The sequence below is a fragment of the Microbacterium maritypicum MF109 genome (assembly GCF_000455825.1).
In the GTDB taxonomy this organism is placed as follows: domain Bacteria; phylum Actinomycetota; class Actinomycetes; order Actinomycetales; family Microbacteriaceae; genus Microbacterium; species Microbacterium maritypicum_A.
In genome coordinates, this window is the sequence record NZ_ATAO01000201.1 from 13,412 (window position 1) to 35,029 (window position 21,618).

General features: G+C 69.7%; 20 protein-coding genes. 16 read left to right on the top strand and 4 right to left on the bottom strand.

Annotated elements, in window-relative coordinates; genetic code table 11:
* Nucleotides 1-309: 309 nt before the first annotated feature.
* The 4 genes from L687_RS34165 to L687_RS34180 are packed head-to-tail and all read left to right on the top strand — an operon-like array spanning nt 310 to nt 4,753.
* On the top strand, nt 310-1,812 hold the full coding sequence (locus L687_RS34165) for a CoA-acylating methylmalonate-semialdehyde dehydrogenase (RefSeq protein ID WP_031207569.1): 1,503 nt from the start codon (nt 310-312) through the stop codon (nt 1,810-1,812).
* 28 nt (nt 1,813-1,840) lie between these two features.
* Nucleotides 1,841-3,046, top strand: a complete 1,206-nt coding sequence (locus L687_RS34170; protein ID WP_021200334.1) for an acyl-CoA dehydrogenase family protein — start codon at nt 1,841-1,843, stop codon at nt 3,044-3,046.
* The gene (gene mmsB / locus L687_RS34175; RefSeq protein ID WP_021200335.1) at nt 3,043-3,948 is read left to right on the top strand and encodes a 3-hydroxyisobutyrate dehydrogenase; all 906 of its coding nucleotides are present in this window, start codon (nt 3,043-3,045) and stop codon (nt 3,946-3,948) included. The genes L687_RS34170 and mmsB overlap by 4 nt, the downstream gene beginning before the upstream one ends.
* A 28-nt stretch (nt 3,949-3,976) precedes the next feature.
* Nucleotides 3,977-4,753, top strand: a complete 777-nt coding sequence (locus L687_RS34180) for an enoyl-CoA hydratase-related protein (RefSeq protein WP_021200336.1) — start codon at nt 3,977-3,979, stop codon at nt 4,751-4,753.
* Nucleotides 4,754-4,837: 84 nt separating this feature from the next.
* On the opposite strand, the gene L687_RS34185 is transcribed toward L687_RS34180, so the two are convergent.
* Genes L687_RS34185 through L687_RS34195 form a run of 3 tightly spaced genes read right to left on the bottom strand, consistent with a single transcriptional unit; the run spans nt 4,838 to nt 6,286 of the window.
* The gene (locus L687_RS34185; protein WP_021200337.1) at nt 4,838-5,281 is read right to left on the bottom strand and encodes a YdeI/OmpD-associated family protein; all 444 of its coding nucleotides are present in this window, start codon (nt 5,279-5,281) and stop codon (nt 4,838-4,840) included.
* The gene (locus L687_RS34190; protein WP_021200338.1) at nt 5,278-5,748 is read right to left on the bottom strand and encodes an SRPBCC family protein; all 471 of its coding nucleotides are present in this window, start codon (nt 5,746-5,748) and stop codon (nt 5,278-5,280) included. The genes L687_RS34185 and L687_RS34190 overlap by 4 nt, the downstream gene beginning before the upstream one ends.
* 1 nt (nt 5,749) lies before the next feature.
* Nucleotides 5,750-6,286 (bottom strand): MarR family winged helix-turn-helix transcriptional regulator, encoded by a 537-nt coding sequence (locus L687_RS34195; RefSeq protein ID WP_021200339.1) that lies wholly within the window; start codon nt 6,284-6,286, stop codon nt 5,750-5,752.
* A gap of 139 nt (nt 6,287-6,425) precedes the next feature.
* Between L687_RS34195 and L687_RS34200 the strand changes: the two genes are divergently transcribed.
* The 4 genes from L687_RS34200 to L687_RS34215 are packed head-to-tail and all read left to right on the top strand — an operon-like array spanning nt 6,426 to nt 11,072.
* Entirely contained in the window at nt 6,426-7,202 is a 777-nt protein-coding gene (locus tag L687_RS34200) for an electron transfer flavoprotein subunit beta/FixA family protein (protein ID WP_021200340.1), read from the top strand.
* Between the two features lies 1 nt (nt 7,203).
* Nucleotides 7,204-8,175: an electron transfer flavoprotein subunit alpha/FixB family protein gene (locus L687_RS34205; RefSeq protein WP_021200341.1), complete on the top strand. Its 972-nt coding sequence runs from the start codon at nt 7,204-7,206 to the stop codon at nt 8,173-8,175.
* A gap of 2 nt (nt 8,176-8,177) precedes the next feature.
* On the top strand, nt 8,178-9,887 hold the full coding sequence (locus L687_RS34210; RefSeq protein WP_021200342.1) for a cytochrome b/b6 domain-containing protein: 1,710 nt from the start codon (nt 8,178-8,180) through the stop codon (nt 9,885-9,887).
* A gap of 33 nt (nt 9,888-9,920) precedes the next feature.
* On the top strand, nt 9,921-11,072 hold the full coding sequence (locus L687_RS34215; protein ID WP_021200343.1) for an acetyl-CoA C-acetyltransferase: 1,152 nt from the start codon (nt 9,921-9,923) through the stop codon (nt 11,070-11,072).
* An 82-nt stretch (nt 11,073-11,154) separates the two neighbouring features.
* Here L687_RS34215 and L687_RS0121715 read toward each other — a convergent pair whose 3' ends face one another.
* Nucleotides 11,155-11,664 carry a GNAT family N-acetyltransferase gene (locus tag L687_RS0121715; RefSeq protein WP_029267742.1) on the bottom strand — a complete coding sequence of 170 codons (510 nt, stop codon included), beginning with the start codon at nt 11,662-11,664 and terminating at the stop codon, nt 11,155-11,157.
* A gap of 131 nt (nt 11,665-11,795) precedes the next feature.
* Between L687_RS0121715 and L687_RS34220 the strand changes: the two genes are divergently transcribed.
* The 8 genes from L687_RS34220 to L687_RS34255 all read left to right on the top strand — a co-directional run bounded on the left by L687_RS34220 (nt 11,796) and on the right by L687_RS34255 (nt 21,526).
* Nucleotides 11,796-12,356, top strand: coding sequence for an acyl-CoA thioesterase (locus L687_RS34220; RefSeq protein WP_021200345.1), 561 nt, complete (start codon nt 11,796-11,798; stop codon nt 12,354-12,356).
* A 133-nt stretch (nt 12,357-12,489) separates the two neighbouring features.
* The gene (locus L687_RS34225) at nt 12,490-12,870 is read left to right on the top strand and encodes a hypothetical protein (protein ID WP_167540702.1); all 381 of its coding nucleotides are present in this window, start codon (nt 12,490-12,492) and stop codon (nt 12,868-12,870) included.
* A gap of 198 nt (nt 12,871-13,068) precedes the next feature.
* Nucleotides 13,069-14,622 (top strand): Re/Si-specific NAD(P)(+) transhydrogenase subunit alpha, encoded by a 1,554-nt coding sequence (locus L687_RS34230; protein ID WP_021200347.1) that lies wholly within the window; start codon nt 13,069-13,071, stop codon nt 14,620-14,622.
* The gene (gene pntB / locus L687_RS34235) at nt 14,619-16,016 is read left to right on the top strand and encodes a Re/Si-specific NAD(P)(+) transhydrogenase subunit beta (protein WP_021200348.1); all 1,398 of its coding nucleotides are present in this window, start codon (nt 14,619-14,621) and stop codon (nt 16,014-16,016) included. Before L687_RS34230 ends, pntB begins: the two co-directional genes overlap by 4 nt.
* 103 nt (nt 16,017-16,119) lie before the next feature.
* On the top strand, nt 16,120-19,770 hold the full coding sequence (locus L687_RS34240; protein ID WP_021200349.1) for a proline dehydrogenase family protein: 3,651 nt from the start codon (nt 16,120-16,122) through the stop codon (nt 19,768-19,770).
* A gap of 81 nt (nt 19,771-19,851) precedes the next feature.
* A complete protein-coding gene (locus L687_RS34245) occupies nt 19,852-20,286 on the top strand; it encodes a hypothetical protein (RefSeq protein WP_021200350.1) in 435 nt (144 codons plus the stop codon).
* Nucleotides 20,286-20,516 carry a helix-turn-helix transcriptional regulator gene (locus L687_RS34250; protein WP_021200351.1) on the top strand — a complete coding sequence of 77 codons (231 nt, stop codon included), beginning with the start codon at nt 20,286-20,288 and terminating at the stop codon, nt 20,514-20,516. The genes L687_RS34245 and L687_RS34250 overlap by 1 nt, the downstream gene beginning before the upstream one ends.
* Nucleotides 20,513-21,526, top strand: coding sequence for an NAD(P)-dependent alcohol dehydrogenase (locus L687_RS34255; protein WP_021200352.1), 1,014 nt, complete (start codon nt 20,513-20,515; stop codon nt 21,524-21,526). Before L687_RS34250 ends, L687_RS34255 begins: the two co-directional genes overlap by 4 nt.
* Nucleotides 21,527-21,618: the final 92 nt, after the last annotated feature.

The following is a 21,618-nucleotide window of genomic DNA, read 5'->3' on the forward strand; positions in this document are numbered from 1 at the left end:
GTCGCCGCCCGAACGAGGAGGACCCCCGCCGACCCGATTCGGCGGGGGTCTCGCGGCGTGGGAGCCGCGACGGGAGCGAGAGCGCTCACCGTGCGCGCGGTAGACGTGACACCCGATCCGGTCTGAGTCTCTGTCCGCGCACCTGCAGTTGTACCCGGGCGAGATGACGCGGTGGTGAACGAGACGCGAACAACCTCGATCACGAGCCGAGCGGCGCGCATCGGCAGATACAAGGATGTCCTAGTAAATATCCGGTACTCCGAGTAAACTCTCCAATGTGCCAACGACGGCACGGAGGGATGTCACACAATGACTCGTACTATCCCGCACTTCGTGGGCGGATCGCTTCTCACTCCCGACTCGGGTCGCTTCGCCGACGTGTTCGATCCGAGCACCGGAGCGGTGCAGGCCCGTGTGCCCCTGGCCTCGGCCGACGAGGTGCGTCGCGTGATCGCGAACGCCGAAGAGGCGCAGGTCGCATGGGCGGCGACCAATCCGCAGAAGCGCGCTCGTGTGCTGTTGCGGTTCCTCGACCTGGTGCAGCAGGAGATGACGTCGCTGGCCGAGCTGCTCGCGAGCGAGCACGGCAAGACGGTCGACGACGCGAAGGGCGACATCCAGCGGGGTCTCGAGGTCATCGAATTCTCCGCCGGCGCTCCGCACCTGCTCAAGGGCGAGTACTCCACCGGCGCCGGAACCGGCATCGACGTCTATTCGATGCGCCAGCCGCTCGGGGTCGTCGCCGCGATCACCCCCTTCAACTTCCCCGCGATGATCCCGCTGTGGAAGGCGGGGCCCGCTCTCGCCGCCGGCAATGCGGTGGTGCTCAAGCCCAGCGAGCGCGATCCCTCGGTGCCGGTGCGCATCGCCGAGCTGTTCCTCGAGGCGGGCCTCCCCGCCGGCGTCCTCAACGTGGTCCACGGCGACAAGGAGGCCGTCGACACCCTGCTCACGGACGACCGCGTCCGCGCGGTCGGCTTCGTCGGTTCGACCCCGATCGCCGAGTACATCTACGCGACGGCCGCAGCCCACGGCAAGCGGGCGCAGTGCTTCGGCGGAGCGAAGAACCACATGATCGTGATGCCCGATGCCGACCTCGACCAGGCCGTCGACGCACTGATCGGCTCCGGCTACGGCTCGGCGGGTGAGCGCTGCATGGCCATCTCGGTCGCGGTGCCGGTGGGGCAGGAGACGGCGGACGCCCTCGCGGCCAAGCTCACCGAACGTGTCGCCCAGCTCCGGGTCGGCCCCTCTCTCGCACCCGACGTCGACTACGGGCCCCTGGTCACGCGAGCCGCCGTCGAACGGGTCGAAGGCTACATCCAGCAGGGGGTCGACGAGGGGGCGACGCTCCTCGCCGACGGCCGGGGCTTCACGGTCGACGGGCATGAGGAGGGCTTCTACCTCGGCCCGACGCTGTTCGACCACGTCACCACCGACATGGCGATCTACCGCGAGGAGATCTTCGGCCCTGTCCTGGTGATCGCCCGCGCCGCCGACTACGAGGAGGCGCTGCGGATGGCCTCGGAGCACGAGTACGGCAACGGCGTCGCGATCTTCACGCGCGACGGTGACGCCGCCCGCGACTTCGCGGCCCGTGTCGAGGTCGGGATGGTCGGCGTGAACGTGCCGATCCCGGTCCCGATCGCGTACTACACGTTCGGCGGCTGGAAGCGCAGCGGATTCGGCGACCTCAACCAGCACGGAACCGACGCCTTCCGGTTCTACACGAAGACCAAGACGGTGACGAGCCGGTGGCCCGCGGCAGGCATCCGCGATGGAGCCAGCTTCGTCATCCCGACCATGCACTAGCCCCGGACACCTCCCACAAGGAATCACGATGACCATGACCACCGTCACCACCACCGCCGAGGAGCGCGAGGCGATCATCGGCGCCGTCCGCGAGTTCGCCGAGACCGAGCTCGCCCCCTACGCCGCCGAACGCGATGAGAAGCACCTGTTCCCGAGGGAGTCGCTGAACCGTGCCGGCGAGCTCGGCCTCGGCGGCATCTACGTCGACGAGGAGTTCGGTGGCAGCGGCCTCAGCCGCCTCGACACCGTGGCGATCTTCGAGGAGCTCGCGAAGGGCGACCCCGCCGTCGCGGCCTACATCTCCATCCACAACATGGTGGTCTGGATGATCGACACCTACGGCGACGACGCACAGCGCGGCGAATGGCTGCCGAAGCTCACCGCCATGTCCGAGTTCGGCGGCTACTGCCTCACCGAGCCGGGCGCGGGGTCGGATGCCGCGAACATCGCGACCAGCGCGGTGCGCGACGGCGACCATTTCGTGCTCACCGGGGTGAAGCAGTTCATCTCCGGAGCCGGGGAGGCCGCCGTCTACGTCGTGATGGCGCGCACGGGGGAGCCGGGAGCACGCGGCATCAGCGCGTTCCTCGTCCCGGGCGATTCCGAAGCGCTGAGCTTCGGCGCACCGGAGAAGAAGATGGGCTGGCACGCTCAGCCCACCCGTCAGGTGATCCTCGACGGTGTCCGGGTTCCGGCGTCCGCCATGCTCGGTGATGAGGGCCGCGGCTTCGCGATCGCGATGTCGGCGCTCAACGGCGGACGGCTCAACATCGCCGCCTGCTCGCTGGGCGGCGCGCAGTGGGCGCTCGACAAGGCCGTGCAGTACGTGCACGAGCGGATGGCGTTCGGAGAGCCGTTGGCCGAGAAGCAGTCGATCCTGTTCGCGATCGCCGACATGCGCACCGACCTGCACGCCGCACGCCTCATGGTGCGTGACGGCGCGCAGGCGGTCGACGAGCACGCTCCCGATGCGACGATGCGCTGCGCCATGGCCAAGCGCTTCGCGACCGATGCCGGGTTCGACGTCGCCAACCGCGCCCTCCAGCTGCACGGCGGCTACGGCTACCTGCAGGACTACGGGATCGAGAAGGTGGTCCGCGATCTGCGCGTGCACCAGATCCTGGAAGGGACGAACGAGATCATGCGACTGATCGTCGGACGCGAGATGCTGCGACCTGCGGGTTCCGCGTCGGTCCAGCGCAGCGGCGGGGATCAGACGCGGAGCGCATCATGAACGCCTCCTCGTCGACGGCGGTCGTCGCATTCCTCGGCCTGGGCCATATGGGACTGCCGATGGCGAAGAACCTCGTCGAAGCCGGTCACGAGGTGCACGGCTTCGACCTCGTCCCCGCCGCCGTCGAGGCGGCGCGGGTGGCCGGCATCCGCGTGGCCCCGAGCGGCGCGGACGCGGTGTCCGAGGCCGACGTCGTCATCACGATGTTCCCCGCCGGAAAGCACGTCATCGAGGCCTATCGCACGGAACTGCTGGCGGCGGCCCGACCCGGCACCCTCTTCATCGAATCCTCCACGATCGCCGTCGACGAAGCGCGCGCTGCACACGCTCTCGCGCTCGCCGCCGGTCACCGCAACGTCGATGCTCCGGTGTCGGGCGGAGTGGTCGGTGCGGAGAACGGCACGCTCGCGTTCATGGTCGGCGGCTCGGACGAGGACTTCGCCGCGGCGTTGCCGCTGCTCGAGATCATGGGAAAGCGCATCGTGCACTGCGGCGGTCCCGGACTCGGACAGGCGGCCAAGGTCTGCAACAACATGGTGCTCGCGGTCTCGCAGATCGCGGTCGCCGAAGCGTTCGTGCTGGGGGAGCGGCTCGGACTCGAGCATCAGGCGCTCTTCGACGTCGTCTCGCAGGCCTCGGGCCAGTGCTGGTCGATCACCACGAACTGCCCCGTGCCGGGCCCGGTGCCCACGAGCCCGGCCAATCGCGACTACCAGCCGGGCTTCGCCGGCGCGCTGATGGCCAAGGATCTCGGGCTCGCGTTGCAGGCGATCGAGCAGACCTCGACCGATGCGCGCATGGGCCGGCTCGCCCAGGAGATCTACGCCGTCTTCGCGGCCGGCGACGGCGCGACGCGAGACTTCTCCGGCATCATCACCGACATCCGCGACGACCGCGTGTGATGATCGGTACTTCGACGGAGAGGGCGACATGACCGAGTACGAGACGATCCTGGTCGAGCAGCGCGGACGGGTGGGGTGGATCACCCTGAACCGCCCGGAAGCGCTGAACGCGTTGAACAGTCGGCTCGCGGAGGAGGTCACCGCAGCGGCGCTCGCCTTCGATGCGGACGAGGGCGTCGGTGCGATCGTCGTCACCGGCTCCGAGAAGGCCTTCGCCGCCGGTGCAGACATCAAGGAGATGGAGGGCATGTCCGCGGCGCAGATGCTGGGGACCGATCACTTCGGTGTCTGGCACGACTTCGCGGCCGTGCGCACACCCGTGATCGCTGCGGTCTCCGGCTTCGCCCTGGGCGGGGGATGCGAGCTGGCGATGATGTGCGACATCATCCTCGCGGCCGACAACGCCAAGTTCGGGCAGCCCGAGATCAACCTCGGAGTGATCCCCGGGATGGGCGGTACGCAGCGCCTGATCCGTGCGGTCGGATACTACAAGGCGGCCGAGCTGGTGCTGTCCGGGCGCTTCATGGGCGCAGAGGAGGCGGAGCGTTCCGGGCTCGTGTCGCGCGTGGTGCCGGCATCCGATCTCCTCGCCGAGGCGACGACGCTGGCCGACACGATCGCTTCCAAGTCGCTGCCGTCGGTATACGCCGCGAAGGCCGCGCTCGATACCGCGATGGAGACGACCCTCGCCGAGGGGCTGGCTCACGAGAAGCAGGCGTTCGCCGCGCTGTTCGACACTGCGGACCAGAAGGAGGGCATGTCGGCCTTCCGGGAGAAGCGGGCGCCCGACTTCCAGAACCGCTGAGCGTGTGACGAGACGAGTGCCTGATGAGACGAGTGCCTGACGAGACGAGTGCCTGACGAGATGTCTGCCGGAATCGGGGAGCAGTCAGCCGCGGAGCGCGTCGACGATCTTCGTGATGCGACGTTCGCGAGTCGCCTCCTGCTTCGCTTCGGCCACGCTCCTCGCGTGCTCTTTGCGTGCGGTGTACGACAGGGCGTCGAAGGCGGTGCGCAGCGCGGGGTCGGCGTCCAGGGCCGCGGCGAGCTCGGCCGGAACGTCGACCGTGCGCTCGGCGGAGTCCACCCGGATCACGGCGTCGATCTCCTGGTCGATCTCGAGTCCGAGGTCGGCGCGCACGGCCTTGCTGAAACCGATCATGTTCTCGCTGCCCATCCGCGCCAGACGCAGGCGGGCGGTGCGTCCGCCGATCGTGACGGCGACCGGGAACGCCTTGCCGGCGCCGAGAGAGGCCACCTGCTCGTCGCTGAGGAGGATCGCCGCAGCGGGGCCGCGGCCGGTGAGGACGGTGTGCAGGCGCAGTTCGCTCATGCCGAAAGGGTACGCCCGGGTTCCTCGAATTCCGCGGCGAGAATCGCGTTGCGCTCCATGATGAGGCGGCGCATGTACCCGCCGAGGAACATCGCGTCGACGATTCGGCCGAGCGGGCCGAACGGCGAGCGGAAGGTCACGGTGTCGTGCATGAGCGTGCCGGCCGGATGCTCCTCGAAACGGTGCTCGTGCAGGAATGCCGCGAACGGACCGGAGATCTGCCGATCCGAGAACGCGTGGGGAGGATCGATGTCGAAGACGATCGAGCGCAGGCGGAAGGGGACGCCGAAGTGGCGTGCCCGCCAGGTCGCGGTGGTCCCCTCGGTGAACACGCCGCCGGCCGGCGCCTCGACCATGGTCTCGCTGAACCGGGCCATGCTCTTCACGTGCAGTGCCGGGTCGAGCGATGCGGCGAACACCTCGGCAGGAGGCGCGCTGATGATCGTCTCGAGCGCGAACCGGGGCATGTCAGAGGGCTTCGGGCTGCGGACGCGGATCGGCGAAGTCGCCGGCGTCCTTGCGCAGCCGGGCGACGATCGCGACGAGCTCGGCGGCGTCGTCGCGGCTCAGACCGGGCTCGGCGAACACGTCGGCGTTGAGAGCCTGTGTGGCGCGCTCGACCAGTTCCCGGCCGGACTCCGTCAGCACGAGCAGCGCAGCGCGTCCGTCATGGGGGTGCGGCTCACGCGCGACCAGACCGTCGCGCACCAGGCGCTCCGCCGTGCTCGTCACGGTGGTCGGGTGCACCTGGAGGCGGGCGACCACGCTCGACAGGGGCAGGCTGCCGGCGCGGCTGAAAGCCAGCAGACGCAGCACCTCGTAGCGGGCGAAGCTCAGAGCGAAGGGCTTCAGGGCCGCGTCGACACGGGCGAGCAGCAGCTGCTGGGCCCGCATGACCGAAGTGACCAGGGCCATGCCGTCCGCGGCATCCGTCCAGCCGTGCGCGAGCCACTGCCGCTTCGCCTCGGCGAGCGGATCGATGGGGAGCGGACGGGGTCGGGCCATTTCTCTACGGTAGTGGCGCGAGCGCGGGGGCGGCGACGGCGCGCGACGCATCCGCTGTGGACATCCATGAGTCTCAGTCGCAGGTGGGCTGGAACTCAGTATCGCGGTCTAGAATTGCAGCAGTCGTGAGGAGCAATCGATGAAGATCTTCGTCCTGGTCAAAGAGGTGCCGGACACCTATGGCGATCGCAAGCTGAATCTCGAGACCGGCCTCGCCGATCGTGCGGCGGGTGACGTGGTCCTCGACGAGATCACGGAGCGGGCGCTCGAAGTGGCGCTCAGCTACGCCGACAAGAACGACGGCACCGAGGTGGTGGCGGTCTCGATGGCTCCGGAGGGCTCGACCGCATCCGTGCGCCGGGCGCTCGCGATCGGTGCGGGCTCGGCCGTGCACATCGCCGACGAGCAGCTCGTCGGTGCCGACCTCGGTCTCACCGCCGAGGTCCTCGCCGCCGCGATCCGCCGCGGCGCCCCCGACCTCGTGATCACGGGCAACCTGTCGACCGACGGTTCCGGCGGCGTCATTCCCGCGATGTTGGCCGAACACCTCGGATTCGCGCAGGCCACCGCGCTCACGTCGGTCGAGATCACCGCCGACGGCGTCTCGGGCGTCCGTGGCTCGGATGCCGGCAGCCAGCCGGTCTCGGCGCCGCTGCCCGCCGTGATCTCGATCACCGAGGCGCTTCCCGACGCGCGGTTCCCCAACTTCAAGGGCATCATGGCGGCCAAGAAGAAGCCGCTCGAGGTGCTCGCGCTCGCCGACCTCGACGTTTCGGCGGATCCGTCCGTCGCTCCGCGCACCATCATGACCACTGTGTCGGAGAAGCCCCCGCGGGCGGCCGGCGTGAAGATCACCGATGAGGGTGACGCGGCCGACAAGCTCGTCGACTACCTCGTGCAGAACAGGCTGGTGTGAGATGACATCCTCCGAGAACCCGATCCTCGTCCTCGTCGACGTCGACCCCTCCGGCTACGTCGCGAGCAGCACGGCGGCGCTCATCGGCGCGGCTTCGACGATCGGCACGCCGGTCGCGCTGATCGTGGGCGGCAGTCCGGCCGCGGTGGATCAGGCCGCTGCGGCGGGGGCATCGGTGGTGCTGACCGCCGACGGGGAGCCGACGGCATTGACCGTGCCGATCGTGGACGCCCTGCAGGCGGCCGCCGCCCAGGTGCGCCCCGACGCCGTGCTGATCTCGAACTCGATCTCCGGACGCGACGTGGCCGGACGATTCGCGGTGCGCACGAAGAGCGCACTGTCGGTCGACGCGGTCGGAGTGTCGCGCGATGACGAGGGTGTCGTCGTCCACCACTCGGTCTACGGCGGGGCCTACCTCGTCGATTCGGCACCCACGTTCGGCACTCCGGTGATCACGGTGCGCCAGGGCGCGGTGGACGCGCGCGCCGAGGCCGTGCCGTCGCACTCGGTCGAGGTGCTCGACGTCACCCCGTCCGGTGCGGTCGCGGCGACGGCCGGTCCGGTCGAGGCGGTCGAGGTCGCCTCGTCCCGTCCCGACCTGCGCGGAGCCACGCGTGTGGTCTCCGGCGGTCGAGGTCTCGCCTCGAAGGAGAAGTTCGTGCTCGTCGAAGAGCTCGCCGATGCGCTCGGTGCCGCGGTGGGTGCCTCCAGGGCCGCCGTCGACGCGGGGTACATCCCGCAGTCGCATCAGGTCGGCCAGACCGGTGTCTCGGTGTCTCCGCAGCTGTATGTCGCCCTCGGCATATCCGGCGCCATCCAGCATCGTGCCGGCATGCAGACGTCGAAGAACATCGTCGCGATCAACAAGGACCCCGAGGCGCCGATCTTCGACGTGGCGGACTTCGGGATCGTCGGCGACGTGTTCGCGGTGGTGCCGCAGGTGATCGCCGCCCTCGAGGCGCGGAAGAAGTAGCCATGGCGACGCGGATGCTGCGACGCGGTCTGCCGCGTGTACCGGGCGGGGAGCCCTGGCCCCCCGCCGATGCGGCGGCTGTGGAGGAGCCGGCGGTTGCCGTGGCAACCGAGGCTCCGACGTCGACAGAGGTCGAGCATGCGGCGACGCCGGATGTCGCCGCCGCCGATTCCGCCGTTGCGGTGGATCAGGCAGCCGTGGCCACCGCAGCGCCGACCAGGAGCCCTGCTCCCGCGGCGACCGCCGGGGCCGCGCGAATCCGTCGCGGCCTGCCACGCGTGCCGGGCGGAGAGCCCTGGCCGCCATCGGTCGCCGGCGCTCCCGCCGCCGCCGCGGCGGCCCCCGCTCCGCAGGCGACGCAGCCGGTATCGGCCGTCGCGGCAGCAGTTCCCGCATCTTCGGCGACCGGGAGCGCACCGGCGACGGCTCGTGCCTCGACCGCACCCCCGACCGCACCCTCGCGCGCCGTCAGCGCACTCGAAGCGCCGATCGCTGCCGCAGGCGGTGTCCGTCGTGGCCTGCCCCGAGTGGTCGGCGGCGAGCCGTGGCCCGCCGCAGACACCGTCCCGCGCACACACGCTGTCGCGGCATCCGTCGAGCCCGTGGCTCCGGCGCCGATCGCTCCTGAGAGCACCGGACCGGAGAGCACCGGACCGGAGAGCACCCCGGTCGTCGCGGCGCCCGTGACCGCGGTGGCCGTGGCCGAGACCGCACCCGCCATTGCCGACGTCGCGACCCCGCTGCCGTGGACGCGCACGGTCTGGAACGGGCGCGCGCCACGTCGCATCGCCGAGGCACCCGCCGCTGCGACCGGTCGACGCCGTCCGACGTGGCCCCAGGCCATCGCCGTGCTGTTCGGCGCCGCCGCGCTCGGAGTCCTCGCGGGCGCCGCCATCGCGTTCGTGCGCGCACTCCTGAGCTTCCCGTTCATGCAGGACTTCCTCGCAGCCTTCCCGGGCGAGTACGAGCCGGGGATCGCGGTCGAACCCGGATTCTCGCCCTGGGTCGGCTGGCAGCACTTCTTCAACATGTTCCTGATGGTGCTGATCATCCGTTCCGGGCTCCAGGTGCGTACCGAGAAGCGGCCGACCGTCTTCTGGACGCCCCGCGGCAACGCCAAGGGCAAGATCAGCCTGAACCTCTGGTTCCACCAGTCGCTCGACATCCTGTGGCTCGTGAACGGCGTGATCTTCGTGGTGCTGCTGTTCGTGACCGGTCACTGGGTGCGCATCGTGCCGACGAGCTGGGAGGTCTTCCCGAACGCGCTGTCGGCGGCCCTCCAGTACGTCTCGTTCGACTGGCCGCACGAGAACGGCTGGAACAACTACAACAGCCTGCAGCAGCTCGCCTACTTCGCGACCGTGTTCATCGCCGCACCGCTGGCGGCGATCACCGGATTCCGCATGTCGGGGCTCTGGCCGAAGAAGGCCGAGAAGCTGTCGAAGGCCTACCCGGTCGAGTGGGCGCGCGCGCTGCACTTCCCGATCATGCTCTACTTCGTGGCGTTCATCATCGCCCACGTCGCTCTCGTGATGCTCACCGGCTTCCTGCGCAACCTGAACCACATGTTCGCTTCGCAGGACGCGGTCACCTGGACCGGATTCTGGGTGTTCATCCTCTCGCTCGTGGTGATCGCGATCGGCTGGGTGGCCGCCCGGCCCCTCGTGCTCGCGCCCATCGCGAAGGCGTTCGGCAAGGTCTCGGGCCGCTGACGTCACCGCGTCTCCCGCGACGGAAGGAAGATCATGGTCGAGGCATACATCATCGACGCGGTCCGTTCCCCGGTGGGGCGGCGTGGGGGATCGCTCTCCGGCATCCATCCCGCTGATCTCGGGGCGCACAGTCTGCGGGCGCTGGTCGACCGCGTCGGTGTCGATCCCGCCGCGATCGACGACGTCGTGCTCGGCGCGATCGACGCGATCGGCGGGCAGTCGGGCAATGTCGCACGCACCGCCGCTCTGGTCGCCGGATTCCCCGAGCACGTGCCCGGCGTCACGATCGACCGTCAGTGCGGATCGAGCCAGCAGGCCGTGCACTTCGCGGCGCAGGCCGTGATGAGCGGTGTGAACGACCTCGTCATCGCGGGCGGTCTGCAGAACATGTCCCAGGTGCCTTTGACCGCGGCCGCGACCGTCGGGGAGCAGTACGGTTTCACGACCCCGTACGCGGAGTCTCCCGGCTGGCGCGAGCGCTACGGCGATCAGGAGATCTCGCAGTTCGCCGGTGCGGAGATGATCGCCGAGAAATGGGACATCTCCCGTGCGGAGATGGAGCAGTTCGCCCTGGAGAGCCACCGTCGTGCGGCCGTCGCTCAGGACGAGGGGCGTTTCGCGAACGAGATCGCGCCCCTGAACGGCCTCGCCAACGACGAGGGGGTGCGGCGGGACACGTCCCTGGAGCGGATGGCCGGACTCGCACCGCTGCGGGAGGGGGGACGGATCACCGCTGCCGTGTCGTCGCAGATCAGCGATGCCTCCAGCGCCGTGCTCGTCGCCAGCGAACGGGCGGTGCGCGAGCACGGGTTCACGCCCCGCGCGCGCATCCATCGGATGACCGTTCGCGGTGCCAGTCCGGTGCTCATGCTCACCGCGCCCATCCCGGCGACCCGGCATGCTCTGGAGCGCGCGGGACTCAGTGTCGCCGACATCGATCTGTTCGAGGTGAACGAGGCCTTCGCGCCCGTCGTGCTCGCCTGGATGCGCGAACTCGATGCCCCGCACGAGAAGGTCAACGTCAACGGCGGGGCCATCGCCCTCGGGCACCCCATCGGTGCGACCGGCACCAGACTGCTCACGACCATGCTGAACGAACTCGAGCGCACCGGCGGCAGGTACGGCCTGCAGGCGATGTGCGAGGGTGGCGGCATCGCGAACGTGACCATCATCGAGCGCCTCTGAGCCGGAGCGACCGGAACCGACAGCGAGAACGGGCCGCCTCCGAGGGGAGACGGCCCGTTCTGCGTGCGTGCGCGGCGGTGTGTCAGGGGCGGACGAAGCGCACTTCGGTCAGCGTCTCGCCGAGGAACGGCTCCGTGTGCGATGCTCCGTCGAGGTGGAATCCGTTGCGCGTGTAGAAGCGGTGCGCGCGGGGGTTGTCCTCGGCCACCCACAGGTACAGCGGCTCGTCCTTCTCGACGGCCGCGTCGAACAGCTTCTGACCGATGCCGGTCGAGTGCCACGCGTCGAGCAGGTAGATGAAGTACAGCTCGCGGAACGCGGGGGCATCCTTGTCGCGGGCAGGACCGGAGCCGACGAAGCCGACGATCTCGCCGTCGACGAGCGCGGCGTTCATCTTGAACTCGGGGCCTTGCGAGGCCCAGTGCGTCCACAGCTCGGCCATGCGGCGGGGCGAGACCTTCTCCAGCGCCGCCTTGCTGATCAGGTGGTCGTAGGTCTCGTGCCAGCACTGCGCATGCACGCGACCGAGGGCTTCCGCATCCACATCACGGACCGGACGGACGATGACTTCAGGCTGGGCTTCGGCGCTCATGTTCGTGACTCTACGCGCGGCGTCCACGAAGAGGAAATCGAGGGGATGTTCGATGACACCCGATGCGTCGGCATGGAGGGTTCGCACAATGATGTTCGCGAATCGTGCACGCCTGGCTACGATCATTCTTCGTGAACGTGATCTGGCGGACCCTCCTGGTGATCCTCGGCGCTCGCCGCCGCGTGCGGCGGGGGAGGACTCTCGATGCGTCGTCGGTCAGCAGCATCCACCTGACCACGCTGCCGACCGACATCGACATCCTGCGCCACATGAACAACGGGCGCTATCTGTCGCTCTTCGACCTCGGACGCTGGGATCTGCTGATACGCACCGGGCTGTTCGACGCGATGAAGGACCGCGGCTGGTACGCGGTCGTCTCCAGCGAGACGGTCACGTTCCGCAAGTCGCTCCAGCTCTGGCAGCGGTTCGAGGTGCAGTCGCGCTTCATCGGGCACGACGACAAGGCGGTGTTCCTCGAGCACAGGGCCGTCGTCGACGGAGAGATCTACGCGCGGGTGATCGTGCGCTCGCGCATGTTGCGCCGTACCGGCGGCACCGTCAGCAACGAAGAGCTGTTCGCCGCCGTCGGCAAGCCCGAGGGCGTGCCGGAGATCGATGCGTGGGTGCACGACTGGGCCGCGGCATCCGCCCTCCCTCCCGTGCGGGTGAAGGCCCCGAGCGTCTGGGGCTGAGCAGCGGTTCTCGACACCCCGGGCGGGCGGACCTTAGGGTGGGTGTCGCGCGAGACGAGCACGGTTGAGCGCGATGACGTCGGGAGGATCCATGCCGCAGGAGCGCCCGCGAGCAGATCGGGAATGGATGCCCGTGACGATCGTCCTCCCGATGCTGCTCTCGGCGACTCTCGTCGCGGCGTGGATCGCGGCCGGGTTCATCCTGGTCTGGCTCTTCCGCGCCTTCCCCACGCCGGCGAACGGGACATCGTCGATTCTCTGGGGCGTCGTGGTGCTGCTCGGCCTTCTGGTGAACATGACGATCCTCATCGGGCTCGCCCGACGCACCGCGTGGATGTGGTGGGTCGTCGTGGTGCAGGCGCTGGCGATGACGGCGCTGCTGATCGCGACGCCGTTCGGACTCTGGGCGGTGCTGGTCTGCGGCGGTCAATCGGTGCTGCTGTTCCTTCCGCCATCGCGGAGGTGGTTTCGCGGCCGACCGATTCCGCAGGCCGCGCTCGTCGAAACCTCCTGATCCGAACACGATCGCTTCGCCGCCGGGGGAGCGCCCCGAGATCTTCCTCCTCCGCTTTCCGTAAGAACCCCGCTTCTTTCCCTGTCACAGAGCCGAAGGAGGGGCGCTTCCGGAGCGCTCCTCAGTACTCTGAGCGGGAAGTCAGGGGCGCAGACGCCCCGGTGATCCCGTCGACGCAGACGGGCGGAGGAGGAAGTAGTGGCAGTCATCGGCATCGTGCGGGAGCCTGCGGGCGAAGCGCGGGTCTCGGCCACCCCGGCGACGATCGCGTCGCTCGGGAAGCTGGGCCACACGGTCAGAGTCGAGCGGGGAGCGGGCGCTGCGGCCTCGTACCCCGACGCCGAGTACGCGGCGGCGGGTGCGGCGCTGGTGGATCGCGCGGAGGCCTGGGGGAGCGAGATCGTCCTCGCGATCACAGCTCCCGGGGCGGAGGAGATCGCCCTCCTCTCCGATGACGCCACCCTCATCGCCCTGCTCTCACCGGCACTGCGCCCCGATCTCGTCCAGTCGCTCGCGCAGCGCGGCATCACGGCGCTCGCGCTCGATGCGGTGCCGCGCATCTCGCGGGCGCAGTCGATGGACGTGCTCAGCTCGATGGCGAACATCGCCGGGTACCGGGCCGTCGTCGAGGCCGCGCACGAGTTCGGCCGCTTCTTCACGGGGCAGGTGACCGCCGCGGGCAAGGTGCCGCCGGCGAAGGTGCTGGTCGCGGGAGCCGGAGTCGCGGGGCTTGCGGCCATCGGCGCGGCATCGAGTCTCGGTGCGATCGTCCGCGCCACGGATCCGCGCCCCGAGGTCGCCGACCAGGTCACCTCGATCGGTGGCAGCTACCTCCCGGTCGACGTCGAGGTCGCGGCCTCCACCGACGGCTATGCCAAGGCGACCAGCGCGGACTATGACCGCAGGGCCGCCGAGATCTACACCGAGCAGGCCGCCGACGTGGACATCATCATCACCACTGCGCTGATCCCCGGACGCGCGGCGCCGCGCCTGATCACGGCATCCGATGTCGCACAGATGAAGCCGGGCAGCGTGATCGTCGACATGGCCGCGGGCCAGGGCGGCAACGTCGAGGGCTCGGTCGCGGGCGAGCGCGTCGTCACGGACAACGGTGTGATCATCCTGGGCTACACCGACCTGGCCTCGCGTCTGGCCGCACAGGCCTCCCAGCTCTACGGCACGAACCTCGCCAACCTCGTGGCGCTGCTGACGCCTGCGAAGGACGGGCGGTTGGTGATCGACTTCGACGATGTCGTGCAGCGCTCGGTCACGGTCGTGCGCGACGGCGAGGTCACCTGGCCCCCGCCTGCCGTGCAGGTCGCCGCCGCTCCCGCCCCGAAGGCCGCGGCGGCGCCGGTCGAGGTCGCACCGCCGAAGAAGATGTCCGCCGCCCGCAAGGTCACGCTGATCATGGTGGGCGTCGCCGCGCTGTTCGCCGTGAACGCGTTCGCCCCGGCCCCGCTGCCGCAGCACTTCACGGTGCTCGTGCTGTCGGTGGTGATCGGCTTCTACGTGATCGGCAAGGTGCATCACGCGCTGCACACCCCGCTCATGTCGGTGACCAACGCCATCTCGGGAGTGATCGTGGTCGGCGCGATGCTGCAGATCACGTCGCCGCTGCCGGTGGTTCAGGTGCTCGCCGCGATCGCGGTGCTGCTGGCCTCCATCAACATCTTCGGAGGGTTCGCGGTGACCCGACGAATGCTCGCGATGTTCACACTCGGGACATCGGCGAAGGGCGGCCGGAAATGACCGTCGACGCGCTCGCCGGGGCGGCCTACATCGTCGCCGCCCTGCTGTTCATCCTCAGCCTCGCCGGCCTCAGTCGCCATGAATCCGCCCGCTCCGGTGTGGTCTACGGCATCGCGGGCATGGCGATCGCGCTGGTCGCGACGGTCGCCCTCACCATGGCCGACGCATGGAGCACCGGTGCCTTCCTCGGGCTGGGCCTGCTCGTGGCCGCGGTGCTGATCGGGGCGGCCATCGGGCTCTGGCGAGCGCGGGTCGTGGAGATGACCGGCATGCCCGAGCTCATCGCGCTCCTGCACAGCTTCGTCGGCCTCGCCGCGGTGCTCGTCGGCTGGAACGGCTACCTCGCGCACCCGGAGATCGCCCCCGAGCTCGTCGGCATCCACAACGCCGAGGTGTTCATCGGGATCTTCATCGGCGGCGTCACCTTCACCGGGTCGATCGTGGCGTACCTCAAGCTCTCGGCGAAGATGTCGTCGAAGCCGCTCATGCTCCCGGGCAAGAACGGGCTCAACATCGGGGCTCTCATCGCGTTCGTCGCCCTGACCGTGTGGTTCGTGAACGACCAGCAGCTGTGGCTCCTGATCGCGGTCACCGTGCTCGCCTTCGCCCTGGGCTGGCACCTGGTCGCCTCGATCGGCGGCGGAGACATGCCGGTCGTCGTCTCGATGCTCAACAGCTATTCGGGTTGGGCCGCCGCCGCGGCGGGGTTCCTCCTGAACAACGACCTGCTGATCGTCACGGGCGCGCTCGTCGGATCGTCGGGTGCGTACCTCTCGTACGTGATGTGCAAGGCCATGAACCGCTCGTTCCTCTCCGTCATCGCCGGGGGATTCGGGGTCGCGGCGCCGACCTCCGACGACACCGAATACGGCGAGCACCGCGAGATCACCGCCGAGGGCGCGGCGGAGATGCTCGTCGCCGCCGACAGCGTCGTCATCACCCCTGGCTACGGCATGGCCGTCGCACAGGCGCAGTACCCCGTCGCCGATCTGGTCCGGCGGCTCCGCGAGCGGGGCGTCGATGTGCGGTTCGGCATCCATCCGGTCGCGGGACGGCTGCCCGGTCACATGAACGTGCTGCTGGCCGAAGCCAAGGTGCCGTACGACATCGTCCTGAGCATGGACGAGATCAACGACGACCTCGCCTCCACCTCGGTGGTGCTGGTCATCGGCGCGAACGACACCGTGAACCCGGCCGCCGCCGAGGACCCGGGGAGCCCGATCGCCGGGATGCCGGTGCTGAAGGTGTGGGAGGCCGAGAGCGTCATCGTGTTCAAGCGCTCGATGGCCGCCGGGTACGCGGGGGTGCAGAACCCGCTGTTCTTCCGCGACAACGCGTCGATGCTGTTCGGAGATGCGAAACAGCGGGTGGAGGACATCATCGCGGCGCTCTGAATCCGTTTCGAATCGCGCAGATGACGGCATCCGAGAGGGAAAAGCGACCATTTGCGCGATTCGAACGGCGGGAGGATACTGCACCAGACCTAGGCTGAAATCCATGTCAGATCTCCCGCCGGATGCCGTGGCATCCGCACCCCTCGCCGACCGTGCTGTCGAGCTCGCTCGGCGGTGGGCGATCGAAGCCGCGGCGATCGAGCCCGACCCCGCGGCCGCGCGTCTGGCCGGGGTGCTGCAGGACGCGAACGGGCTGCCGTTCACGCTCGGCTTCGTCGACGGCGTCATGCGCCCGGAGAGCCTGACCGCCGCAGCCTCGCAGCTGCACCGGATCGCCCCGATCGTGCCGGAGTTCCTGCCCTGGTACCTGCGCTCGGCCGTGCGTCTCGGTGGTGGTGTCGCGCAGGTTCTGCCGTCACCCGTCGTGCCGATCGCCCGTCGGGTGCTCCGTGACATGGTCGGGCATCTCGTGGTGGATGCGCGACCTGCGAAGCTCGGGGCGGCGATCGAGCGGATCCGGGAGAGCGGCTCCCGTCTCAACCTGAACCTGCTCGGCGAGGCCGTGCTCGGCGAGGCGGAGGCGCGGCGACGGCTCGACGGCATCCACGCGCTCATCCGGCGTCCCGATGTCGACTACGTCTCGGTGAAGGTCTCGGCGATCATCAGCCACCTCTCCATGTGGGCGTTCGACGAGGTCGTCGACGAGGTGGTCGAAAGACTGCTCCCGCTGTACCTGACGGCGGCGGCCGACGGCACCTTCCTGAACCTCGACATGGAGGAGTACCGCGACCTCGACCTCACGATCGCGGTCTTCACGCGCATCCTCGAGGATCCGCGCCTGGTGGGACTCGAGGCCGGGATCGTCCTGCAGGCCTACCTGCCCGACGCCCTCCCCGCCCTCCAGGAGCTCACCGCGTGGGCGCAGGACCGCGTCGCGCACGGCGGCGCCCGCATCAAGGTGCGCCTCGTGAAGGGGGCGAACCTCGCGATGGAGAACGTCGAGGCCCGGATGCACGGGTGGACGCCTGCGACCTACGACACCAAGCTCGACACCGACGCGAACTACCTGCGCTGTCTGGATTGGGCTCTGCAGCCCGAGCACACCGCGGCTGTGAAGCTCGGCATCGCAGGGCACAACCTCTTCGGCATCGCGTATGCCTGGCTGCTCGCCGGAGAACGGGGGGTGCGCGAGGCCGTCGAGTTCGAGATGCTCCTGGGCATGGCGCAGGGGCAGGTGCAGGCGGTGTCGCGCGAGGTCGGCCCTGTGCTGCTGTACGTGCCGGTGGTCGAGCCCGCCGAGTTCGATGTGGCGATCAGCTATCTGGTGCGCCGGCTCGAGGAGAACGCCTCGTCGGACAACTTCCTCTCCGCCGCGTTCCGGCTCGGAGAGGACGAGGCGCTGTTCGTGCGCGAGCAGGATCGCTTCCTCGATGCGCTCGACAGGTCGGCCGACGCCACGCTCCGCATCGGCCCGCGTCGCATGCAGGACCGCAGCGCGCCCGTGCACGAGTCCGTGCGGACGGCACCCGCAGCCCCGGTGCCCGAGACCGACCTCACCAAGGCGGTGCTCGGCATCTCGCGCGGATCCGACGACGGCGGGCGCGAGGCGTTCCTCGAGACCGCCGTGTACTCGGCGCGCGAGCTGGACCAGGATGCCGGTGGCGCTCCGGGCTTCTCGAACACGGTCGACACCGATCCTGCTCTCCCCGCGAACCGGGAGTGGGCACGCGAGGTGCGCGAGCGCATCGCCGCCTCCGATCTGGGAGACGCCACGATCGCGTCTGCACGGGTGTCCGATCCCGAGGATCTCGAGCGGATCGTGCAGGGCGTGCGCCGGGCCGCTCCATCCTGGGGTGGGCGGCCGGCTGCCGAGCGGGCCGAGGTGCTGCTGCGTGCGGCGGCCGCACTCGAGTCGCGGCGAGGGGACCTCATCGAGGTCGCGGCCTCCGAGACGGGCAAGGTCTTGGCGGAAGCCGACGTCGAGGTCAGCGAAGCCGTCGACTTCGCCCGCTACTACGCCGCCAAGGCGCGCGAGCTCGACGCGATCGCCGGCGCCGTGTTCGTTCCGGCATCCGTCACCGTCGTCACGCCGCCCTGGAACTTCCCCCTCGCGATCCCCGCGGGTGGGGTGCTCGCCGCGCTCGCCGCAGGTTCGGGTGTCGTCTTCAAGCCCGCTCCGCAGGCCCGCCGCTGCGCCGCCGTCATCGCCGAGACCCTGTGGCAGGCGGGGGTGCCGCGCGACCTGCTCGCGCTCGTCGACATAGAGGAGGGGGAGCTCGGCCGCGAGCTCATCACGCACGACGCCGTCGACCGGGTGATCCTCACCGGCGCGTGGGACACGGCGGCGCTGTTCCGCTCCTGGCGCTCCGATCTGCCGCTTCTCGCGGAGACCAGCGGCAAGAACGCGATCATCATCACCCCCTCGGCGGATCTCGATCTCGCGGTCGGCGACCTCGTCAAGAGCGCCTTCGGCCACGCCGGGCAGAAATGCTCGGCGGCCTCGCTCGCCATCCTCGTGGGACCGGTCGGACGCTCCGCCCGGTTCGCGCGCCAGCTGGCCGACGCTGTGCGGTCGCTGCACGTCGGGCAGCCCACCGATCCGCTGGCCGAGGTGGGCCCGGTGATCGACCAGCCGACCGGAAAGCTCGCGTGGGCGCTGAGCGAGCTGGAGGGCGACGAGCAATGGCTGATCGAACCGTCGCTCGCTGCGGGGGACGACGGCAGCCGACGCCTGTGGCGGCCCGGGGTGCGGGTCGGCGTCCAGCCGGGGTCGCGTTTCCACACCGAGGAGTTCTTCGGGCCGGTGCTCGGCGTGATGCATGCGCCGACGCTCGCGCGCGCCGTCGAGATGCAGAACGCCGTCGCCTACGGCCTCACCGCCGGGCTCCACACCCAGGACCCGGAGGAGCTCGCGTTCTGGCTCGGCCGTGTGCAGGCGGGCAACCTCTACGTGAACCGCGGCATCACCGGAGCCATCGTGCAGCGCCAGCCGTTCGGAGGGTGGAAGCGCTCCTCCGTCGGCCCCGGTGCCAAGGCGGGCGGCCCGAACTACCTCATCGGTCTGGGGTCCTGGCGTTCCCTGCCGGGAGGACCGGCCTCCAGCACGCTGCATCTGCGGGGACTCGACTCCCGCATCACCGCCCTCATCGAGGCGGCCCAGTCGTCGCTCGCCTACGAGTCGTTCGAGTGGTTGCGGCGCTCGGCCTTGTCGGATGCGCTGGCCTGGGACCGCGAGTTCGGGCAGGTCCGTGATGTCTCGCGTCTCGGCGTCGAGCGCAACCTGTTCCGCTATCGCCCGGTGCCGGTCGAGGTCCGCGCGACCGACGATGCGGCACTGCAGGATCTGCTGCGCGTCGTGATCGCAGGTGTGCGGTCAGGGGCGAAGTTCGTCATCTCGACCCCGGTCGGGGTGCCCGGCGAGGTGCGTCGCGCTCTCGGTGACCTGGATGCCCCGGTGTTCCTGGAGAGCGACGACGAGTGGCTGCAGCGGCTGCTGCGACAGGACGATGCACCCGAGGGCGTCGCGCTGCCGGTGAGCGATCGGGTGCGGCTGGTCGGCGGGCGGGACGGTGTCGCCGCCCTTCGCGCGAAGCTCGCCACGGCTTCCGCCGGCGACCCCGACCTGGCGGTGTACGACGGCGAGGTGACGGCCGCCGCCCGCATCGAGCTGCTGCCGTTCGTGCACGAGCAGTCGATCTCGATCACCGCCCACCGCTACGGCAACCTCGACCCGTGGAGCAGCGACGTGATCTGAGCCTGGTGTAAAGAATTCTTGACACACCTCCCTGACGGACGTACGCTGAGCGTGTCAATAATCTTTTACATCGGAGTCGTCATGGTCTACGAAGAGCGCAATGCCTGGGCGGGACTCATCGTCAGCCCGATCGTGATGGTCGTCTACGTCGTGCTGGTGCTCCAGCAGGCCGGGGGAGGGCCGCTCACCGCTGTCGACTGGTTCCCGCTCATGCTGTGGGTGATCGGCGGCGGCATCGTCGCGACGATCATCCTCAGCGTCGGGTGGGGCATCATCGCGGGGCTGAGAGACCCCGACGGTGTCGGCCGTTCCGACATCCGCGACCGCGACATCAGCCGCATGGGCGGCCGAGTGGAGCAGGCTTTCGTCGTGATCGCCGGTCTCGGGGTCATCGCGCTGTGCGCCGTCGGCGCCGATGTCTTCTGGATCGCGAACACCATGTTCGCGGGCTTCGCGGTGTCGGCGTTCATCGGCGGCATCGCCCGGGTGGTCGCCTACCGGCGGGGCCTCGTCTGATGGTCAAGCCCACCCGCGTCTCGAACACCATCCGCGCGCATCGCGAACAGGCCGGACTCACCCAGGCCGAGCTCGCGCGCACGGTCGGCGTGACGCGCCAGACCCTCATCGCGATCGAGCAGCAGAAGTATTCGCCGACACTCGAACTCGCCTTCCAGATCGCCCGCGCGTTCGGCGTGGGGCTCGACGACATCTTCGAATACCCCGACACGTCAGGAGCATCATCATGAGCCGTTCGATGAAGGCGTGGCGTCGGGAGACGTACGGTCCGGCCGACGGCGTCGCCCTCGAGCGCATCCCGGTTCCGACGCCCGGCCGCGGCGAGGTGCTGCTGCGGGTGCGCGCCACGGCGTTGAACGCGGGCGATGTGCGCCTCCTGCTCGGCGATCCGCTGCTCGTGCGTCCGGTGTTCGGCTTGACCCGCCCGAAGCACCCGGTGCGCGGGATGGAGGTCGCGGGCGCCGTGGTCGCCGTCGGACCCGACGTCGTGGGCGCGGAGATCGGCGAAGACGTGGTGGGTGAGCTCGTCGGCGGCGGAGGTCTCGGCGAGTACGTGAGCGTTCCCGCCGCGCGGCTCGTTCCCGTCCCGACCGATATCGTCCCGGAGACCGCCGCGTGCCTCCCGGTGGCCGGGGGAACCGCCTGGCAGGCGCTCGACCTCGCGGGCGTCGGCCTCACGCAGCGTGCTCGCGCCGATGGCGCGCCGAGAGTGCTGATCATCGGTGCCTCCGGAGGGGTGGGCACGTTCGCGGTGCAGCTCGCAGCTCTCCGCGGCGCCGAGGTCTGGGCGTCCTGCCGTGACCGCAACGCACCGCTGATCGAGCAGCTGGGTGCTGTGCGCACCTTCGACCACCGGACGTCGCCCCTGAGCGCGCTGCCGGACGGCCGATTCGATGCGATCGTCGACATCGCCGGAGGGATGCCGTTGCGGGAGCTGAAGCGCCTCGTGGTGCCCGGCGGCACGGTCGTGCTCGTCACGGGCGACGGGGGACACGTGCTCGGCCCGATCCCGCGGATGCTCCGCGCGGTGTTCCTGTCGATCGGCTCGCGGAGCATCCGACCACTCGCCGCGACGCCGCGTCCCGAGGTGCTGGCGAAGCTCCTCGAACTCGTCGCCGATGGCCGCGTGGTTCCCGTGATCGAGCGGGAGTACCCCTTCGCCGAGGCATCCGCCGCTCTCGCCCGTCTGGAAGCGGGCCACACCGTCGGCAAGCTGGTGGTCACCGGCTCCGCCCTCTGACCCTCCGGTCGCACCCGCTGCGTTGTTCCGGTCTCACCCTCTGCATTGTTCCGGTCGCACCCTCTGCATTGTTCCGGTCGCACTTCCTGCCG